Source organism: Pseudomonas sp. XP1 (genome assembly GCF_053557675.1).
Genome location: NZ_JBNRIJ010000006.1, coordinates 19,964 through 26,220, shown reverse-complemented (window position 1 = coordinate 26,220; position 6,257 = coordinate 19,964). Strand labels below are relative to the sequence as shown.

Annotated in this window: 8 protein-coding genes and 1 pseudogene; all 9 read right to left on the bottom strand. The window is 66.1% G+C overall.

The window, feature by feature from the left end:
* Nucleotides 1-82 (bottom strand): annotated as a pseudogene (gene rplC / locus ACK1U9_RS07615) (50S ribosomal protein L3); the annotation flags it as partial.
* 82 nt (nt 83-164) lie between these two features.
* Nucleotides 165-1,028: a metal ABC transporter solute-binding protein, Zn/Mn family gene (locus ACK1U9_RS07610; protein ID WP_108481011.1), complete on the bottom strand. Its 864-nt coding sequence runs from the start codon at nt 1,026-1,028 to the stop codon at nt 165-167.
* Nucleotides 1,025-1,924: a metal ABC transporter permease gene (locus ACK1U9_RS07605; protein WP_108481012.1), complete on the bottom strand. Its 900-nt coding sequence runs from the start codon at nt 1,922-1,924 to the stop codon at nt 1,025-1,027. Before ACK1U9_RS07605 ends, ACK1U9_RS07610 begins: the two co-directional genes overlap by 4 nt.
* Complete coding sequence (locus tag ACK1U9_RS07600) at nt 1,924-2,670, bottom strand: metal ABC transporter ATP-binding protein (protein WP_108481013.1); 747 nt, start codon at nt 2,668-2,670, stop codon at nt 1,924-1,926. Before ACK1U9_RS07600 ends, ACK1U9_RS07605 begins: the two co-directional genes overlap by 1 nt.
* The gene (locus ACK1U9_RS07595) at nt 2,667-3,569 is read right to left on the bottom strand and encodes a metal ABC transporter substrate-binding protein (protein ID WP_046615141.1); all 903 of its coding nucleotides are present in this window, start codon (nt 3,567-3,569) and stop codon (nt 2,667-2,669) included. The genes ACK1U9_RS07600 and ACK1U9_RS07595 overlap by 4 nt, the downstream gene beginning before the upstream one ends.
* Before the next feature lie 16 nt (nt 3,570-3,585).
* On the bottom strand, nt 3,586-4,155 hold the full coding sequence (locus tag ACK1U9_RS07590; protein WP_108481015.1) for a DUF6162 family protein: 570 nt from the start codon (nt 4,153-4,155) through the stop codon (nt 3,586-3,588).
* Nucleotides 4,152-4,472, bottom strand: coding sequence for a hypothetical protein (locus ACK1U9_RS07585; RefSeq protein ID WP_085599243.1), 321 nt, complete (start codon nt 4,470-4,472; stop codon nt 4,152-4,154). The genes ACK1U9_RS07590 and ACK1U9_RS07585 overlap by 4 nt, the downstream gene beginning before the upstream one ends.
* On the bottom strand, nt 4,469-5,008 hold the full coding sequence (locus ACK1U9_RS07580) for a hypothetical protein (protein ID WP_046615144.1): 540 nt from the start codon (nt 5,006-5,008) through the stop codon (nt 4,469-4,471). The genes ACK1U9_RS07585 and ACK1U9_RS07580 overlap by 4 nt, the downstream gene beginning before the upstream one ends.
* Entirely contained in the window at nt 5,005-6,198 is a 1,194-nt protein-coding gene (locus ACK1U9_RS07575) for a PepSY-associated TM helix domain-containing protein (protein WP_108481016.1), read from the bottom strand. The genes ACK1U9_RS07580 and ACK1U9_RS07575 overlap by 4 nt, the downstream gene beginning before the upstream one ends.
* Nucleotides 6,199-6,257: the final 59 nt, after the last annotated feature.

Genomic DNA, 6,257 nt, shown 5'->3' with positions numbered 1-6,257 from the left:
CACCCTTGACCAGCAGCAGGTTGCGCTCAGCGTCTACGCGAACTACTTCCAGGGACTGAACAGTCACGCGCTCGGCGCCCATGTACTGCTGAAATCCTGGGGCCGCTGTGCAGCCCTTTCGCGACACAAGGCCGCTCCCACATTGACCGTGCCAGCCTGCCTGATCAGCTTTCGCCCAGTGCTCCAACCACCTGATCCACACTGGCCTTCAACCCGGCAAACGCATCCTCAGGGTCACTTTCCACCACCACCAACTTGGCCCCGGATGCCTTGATCACCTCGGCCACAGCTGCCCCCGGCTGCCGATGGTCCAGCACCAGCGCCACATCCTGCGCCTTCAGGTTGTCCCCCAGCGCCTTCAGCGCAGCCGCATCCCACTCGGCTGGCAGCGGCTGCTCGACCACGTCCAGGTTCAACCCGCTGGCCAGATAACCCAGCCGCTCCGACAGGCTCACCACCGTCAGGTTGTCGACCTTGGCCAAGCGTGTCTGGCTGCTGGCCGAAAGCTCCAGCAACTGGCGTTTGAGCCCGGCCAGGTTACCCTGGATCTTCGCCTTGTCGCCTGGCGCCAACCGCTCCAGGTCATTGGCTACCACGTCGGCCATGCGCCCGAAGTTGGTCGGGTTGAGCCAGGGGTAGGCGCCATAGGCCTCCTCGCCGCTCACCGCAATACCCGGCAGCGCACCATCCACCGGCCGTGCGGCGTCGATCTCGACGATCCGGATATTGCTGCGCCTGGCCATCGGGTACAGCGGGTCGTCACGCCAGATCGAGCGCACGCCGATCACCGCGTCGGCTTGCTGCGCGGCCTTGTGCAGGCTGGCGCTACCGCGCCCGCTGAAATAGGAAGGTTGGCGGCTGGCAGGCAGGTTGGCGGGGGCTGCACGCGCGAGCTGCACCGTGGTGCCGTCGAGCAGGGCGCTGGCCAGGCTGTGGGTGACGGGCAGGGTGGCCAGCACTTGCGTGGCGTTGGACAGCGACGGTAGGCCGGCCAGGGCCAGCGCCAGGGTCAGGCGTTTCAGGTTCATGCCGGGTTTCCTTGCAGGCGGGGAACGAGGGCGCGGGCCAGCGCCGCCAGAGCGAAGCAGATGCCGGCGACCAGGATGATCGCGGCGCCGGACGGCACCGGCAGGTCGAACACGATCGGCAGCAGGATGCCGAGCAGCGTGCTCAACGTGGCGATCAGCAGCGACAGGAAGAAAAAGCCCTTCAGCGACTGGCTGACCAGGCGGGCGGCGGCAGCGGGAATCACCAGCAGGGCCCCGACCAGGATCGCCCCGATCACCTTCACCGAGGCCACGGTGACCAGGGTCACCAGCACCACGAACAGGTAGTCCAGGGTTTTCACCGCCACCCCGCGCACGGCCGCCAGCTGCGGGTTGAAACTGGCCAGCATGATGCGGTTGTACAGCGGCACGGCCAATGCCAGCACCAGCACCGCGACGATACCCAGCACCACCAGATCCTGGCCGCTGACGGTCAGCACCGAGCCGAACAGCACGTTCTCGAGGATGTGCACGTTGATCTTGCCCGCCAGCATCAGCAGCAGGCTGGCGCCCAGCGCCAGCGACACCGACAGAAACACGCCGATCAGCGTATCCGGCGACAGCCCTGTGCGGTTGCGCAGGAAGTTGAGCAGGATGCCGAACAGCAGGCAGTAGCCGAACAGGCTGCCGTAGGGGCCAGTGTAGGGTTCGCCCAGCAGGATGCCGATGGCCACGCCGGTCAGCGCGGCATGGCCGACCGCCTCGGAGAAGAAGGCAAAGCGCTTGACCACCACCAGGGTACCCAGGCCGCCCAGCACCGGGCCTATCATCAAACCGGCCAGCAAAGCATTGACCACGAAGCCGTAGACCAGCGCCTCGGGCAGGTAGCCGGCAGCGGCCCAGTCCTGGACCGTTTGCCGAAAGATTTCAAAACTCATCAGGCAAGGCTCTCGCTACGCGGGTGAACGGAGAACAGGCCGAGCAGGCGCTGCGGGGTAAGGGCCTGGGCGGGTGGGGCGTCGAACAGTACCTGGCGGCTCAGGCCGGTAACCCGATCAGCCAGGCGCATCACAGCCTCCAGGTCGTGTTCGATCCACAGCACGGTGGTGCCTGCCTGACGCCAGCCCTGCAGCAGTTGCTCGAACACCTGGATGCCGGCTTCATCCAGGGCCGACATCGGTTCGTCCAGCACCAGCAGTTGCGGCTCGGGAATCAGGCCCTGGGCCAGCAGCACGCGTTGGCGTTCGCCACCGGAAAGCGCGCCCATGCGCCGTTTGCGCTTGTCGAGCATGCCGACCCGCACGAGGGCCGCGTCGATGGCTGGCTGCACGCGGCGCGACAGGCCCAGGAAGGCGGGGCGACGCTGACACATGGCAGCCATGAAATCGTCCACGGTCATCGGCAGGCCACGGTCGAACTCCAGCGCCTGCGGCACATAGCCGATCACTTCGCGTTCGCCGGGCCAGTCAAGGGTCAGCTGGCCCTGGTGCGGCATCTGCCCGAGCAGGGTCTTGATCAGTGAACTCTTGCCGCCGCCGTTGGGGCCGACGATGGCATGCACGTTGCCGGCGGCGACGTTGAAGCTGACCTGTTCGAGGATGCGGGTGCGGCCCAGGGTCAGGTCTATGCCAGCGAACTCGATGCGCGGCCCGCAGGCTGTCACCAGGTTGGCGGCGGCGGTCATGCGCGGTTCTCCTGGATGGCGCGGACCACGGTGTCGAGGTTGCGCTTCATCTCCACTTCGTACTTGTCCTTGGTGTATTCGCCGTAGGAAATGTGCGTCAGCGGGTACAGGCGCACGCCGGATTCGCGCTGGATGGTTTCGACATAGGCCGACGGGAAGTCCATTTCCGAGAAGATCACCCGCACGTCCAGCGCCTTGAGCTGGTCGATGGTCTTCTTCAGCTGGGCCGGGCTGGGTTCGATGCCATGGGCTGGCTCGACCACCGCAGTCACCTCCAGGCCGAAGTCACGTACCAGGTAGTCGTAGGCGGCATGGATGGTGGCGACCCGGAAGGTGGCGCTGGGCGCCTCGGTGACCTTGGCCAGGGCATCGGCACGCAATGTGCGCAGGCGCTTGGCATAGGCGCGGGCGTTTTGCGTGTACAGCTTGGCGTTGTCCGGGTCGAGCTTGCCCAGTTCGCGGGCGATATTGTTGACCTGTGCGATGGTGGTGCTGATCGACAGGAAGGTGTGCGGGTTGACCACCTTGCCGGCGCCGCGGGCGGCAATGCCGGTTGCGGCCAGCAACGGTACGTTCTGGTTGGCCTCGATGGTGGTGATGCCGGGCTTTTCGCTGGCGGCGATCATGCGGTCGGCGAAATCGTCATGGCCGACGCCGTTGAGCACCACCACGTCCAGGGTGCCGATGCGCTTGATGTCCTCGGCCCGTGGCTCGTAGGCATGGGGGTTGAACCCTGCCGGAATCAGCGGCACCACTTCGGCCTTGTCGCCGACGATGTTGCTCACATAGCTGTAGTAGGGGTGCAGGGTAATGCCGATACGCAGGGGCTTGCCGTTATCGGCCAGGGCCTGTGCCGGCAGGGCAAGGGCCAGGAGCAGGGCGAGGGCGGAGCGGAGCATGGGGGAGTCCTTGGGTTCAGTGACGGTGTTCGCGGGTGACCCCGGCGTCGTAATGGCTGACCACCTGCTGCCAGCCGGCGGCGATCAGGGCGGCCTGGCCAAGGTCGTCCGGGGCCACTGCGGCGCTGTCGCGGCGCAGCCAGACATCGGCCTGGCCGGTGCTGTCGGCCGGCAGGATCAGCAGCAGGCTGCCGGCCACTTCCGGGGCCTGGCTGCGGCCAAGGTAGGCCCCGGGCTGCAGCCACGACCATTGGTGGCTGCCGCGGCTCTGGCTGCCGGCATCGACCACGAACGGCGGCAGGCCTTCCTCGGCCAGCGCCTGCACGCTGGGCGCGGCGGCGTTTTCTTCACTCAGCAGCTGGATTTCGTCGAAGGCCACCCGCAGGTCGGTATACAGGCCTTGCTCGGCGGCGGTGAGGTCGCGACGCGCGTCGATCTGGTGGCTGGCGATGGCTTGTTCGTCCTCGCGCTCGCCGCGCAGCAGCACCACGCTGGCGGCGAGTACCACGATCATCAGGCTGACCAGCAGCACGTAAAGGGTTTCGTGCCCGGCACCGGCCGGGCGAATCACTTGGACGCGGCTCATGGCTGGGCGATATCGGCGTGGTCGACTTCCACCACGTGCCCGGGGCCGGCATCGAACAGCACGTAGAACTCGCCGTCCGGGCGCTTGAAGGTCAGGGTCGAATCGTCACCGAGCTTGCCGCCTACCAGCACCTGTTCGTCGTAGCCGATCACATCCAGGGTGACCCCTGGGGCACCACTACCATCCGAGAAGCCACCGGTACACTTGACCTGGCCGCCAGGCAGTTCTTCGCATTCGCACATCGGGTTGTGCGCCAGTGCCGGGCCGGCGGCCAGCGCCAGCAAGGGCAGGGCGAGGGTGCGCATCAGGTGTTTCATTTATTGCCTCCTTGTTTCTCGAGCCAGGCCACGGTGGCTGGCGATGCCTTGGCCAGGGGGACCGACGCCTGATGCATGCTGCCGTCCCAGCCCTCCAGGGTGATCCAGATCTGCGCGTCGGGCTTGGTGCGTGGCGGGATCGGCAGCGAGGTGCCCATGTTGTACGGCGCACCGAAGAAAATCGTGCCGGCGGCGCGCAGGCTGCGCGGTTTGCCGATGCGCAGGTAGGCTGCCTTGACGCCGTTGACGCAGGCCTTGCACAGCGATGCATTGAAGACCTTGAAATGGCCCGCCGGGCCGTCGGCGCGGGGGGGCTCGTCACGCATCTCGGCCAGGTCCAGGGTATAGGGGCCGACCTGGATGTCGTTGATCACATTGGCGCCGAGCCCCGCTTCGCCGCGGAACAGCTTGGCGTCGGCGAAGTACTTGGGCATGAAGCCCAGCGGGATGAGGATCAGCAGGATGTTCAGGTGAAAACGCCACTTCAGCCACAGTTGCTTCAGCGGGCTGACGGGCACGGCTTGGGCCTGGCTCATGGGCGGATCTCCACGGTGGGTTCATGGCGCGCCATGCGCGGTGCGCGTTCGCTGCGCTTGAGGGCGGCGGCGGTGGCCTGGGCGGTGCGTTTGGTCCAGATCAGCAAACCGCTGAACACCATCAGGGTGAGGATCAGGCCGAAGAAGAACCACACCAGCTTGATCGGCAGGCCGCCGAAATCGCCGGTGTGCAGCGGGCGCATGGACTCGGTGACGAACTCCAGGGCCGAGCGGTCGCTGATCAGGAACCGGCTGTCGACATTACGCGTGTACGGGTTCACCGAGGCGCTCTGGAACATCAGCGGGTACCAGCCTGGCCCCGCCAGGGTGACGTGGCTGTAGGCGGTGGCCGGCAGCGAGATGAAGCTGATCTCCAGCCCCGGGACCGCCAGGCCGGCGATGCGTGCCGCTTCATCCAGGTCGATGCGCGCTGCCGGGCTGCCATTGGGGGTTTGCGGCACGTCCTCACGGGCGATGACCGGCACGATGGGCCGGCTGGAAATGGTGATGTGGTTGTCGGCAAGGATCGCCTGGATCAGGAACCAGGTGCCGGTGATGGAAATGACGGCAATGAACCAGATCGACCAGACCCCGGCCAGGCGGTGCAGGTCGCCCCAGAAAATCCGAGAACCATGGCCGGTGCGCACCGGCTTGAAGAAGCCCTTCCAGAACTTCTTGTACACCACCAGGCCCGTGACCAGCGAAGCCAGCATGGGCAGGCCGAGCAGCGATACCAGGTACCAGCCCCAGCTGAAACCGTTGGTGAACGGCACCAGCCACCAGCCGTGCAGGGCGCGGGTGAAGGCTTCGAAGTTGAAGTCCGGTGTCTTGCCCTGGATGGCCCCGGTGTAGGGGTTTACATACAACGTCGGGCTGGTGCCGTCAGGCAGGGTGACATTGGCTATGACCGCGAAGTGCGAACCGTCGGGCTGGATCAGCCGCTCCACCACCATGTCCGGCTCGGCCTTGTGCAGGGCGTCCAGCACCTGCTGGAAGCTCAGGCGCTCGGCGTCGGCGTCGGGCTTGTTGGCGCGCACATCCGGGTTGGCCAGCCAGACGATTTCCTGGCTGACCACCGCCAGCATGCCGGTGAAGCAGACGATCAGCACAAAGAACCAGATCGGCAAGGCGAGCCAGCTGTGGACCAGGAACCACAGCCTGGATTTGGATTTTTTCGGTGATTTGGCCATCTGACGGTCTTCTGCAGTGGGGAGTCGAGCGTGTGCCCAGCCAAAGAGGGGCTGTATTG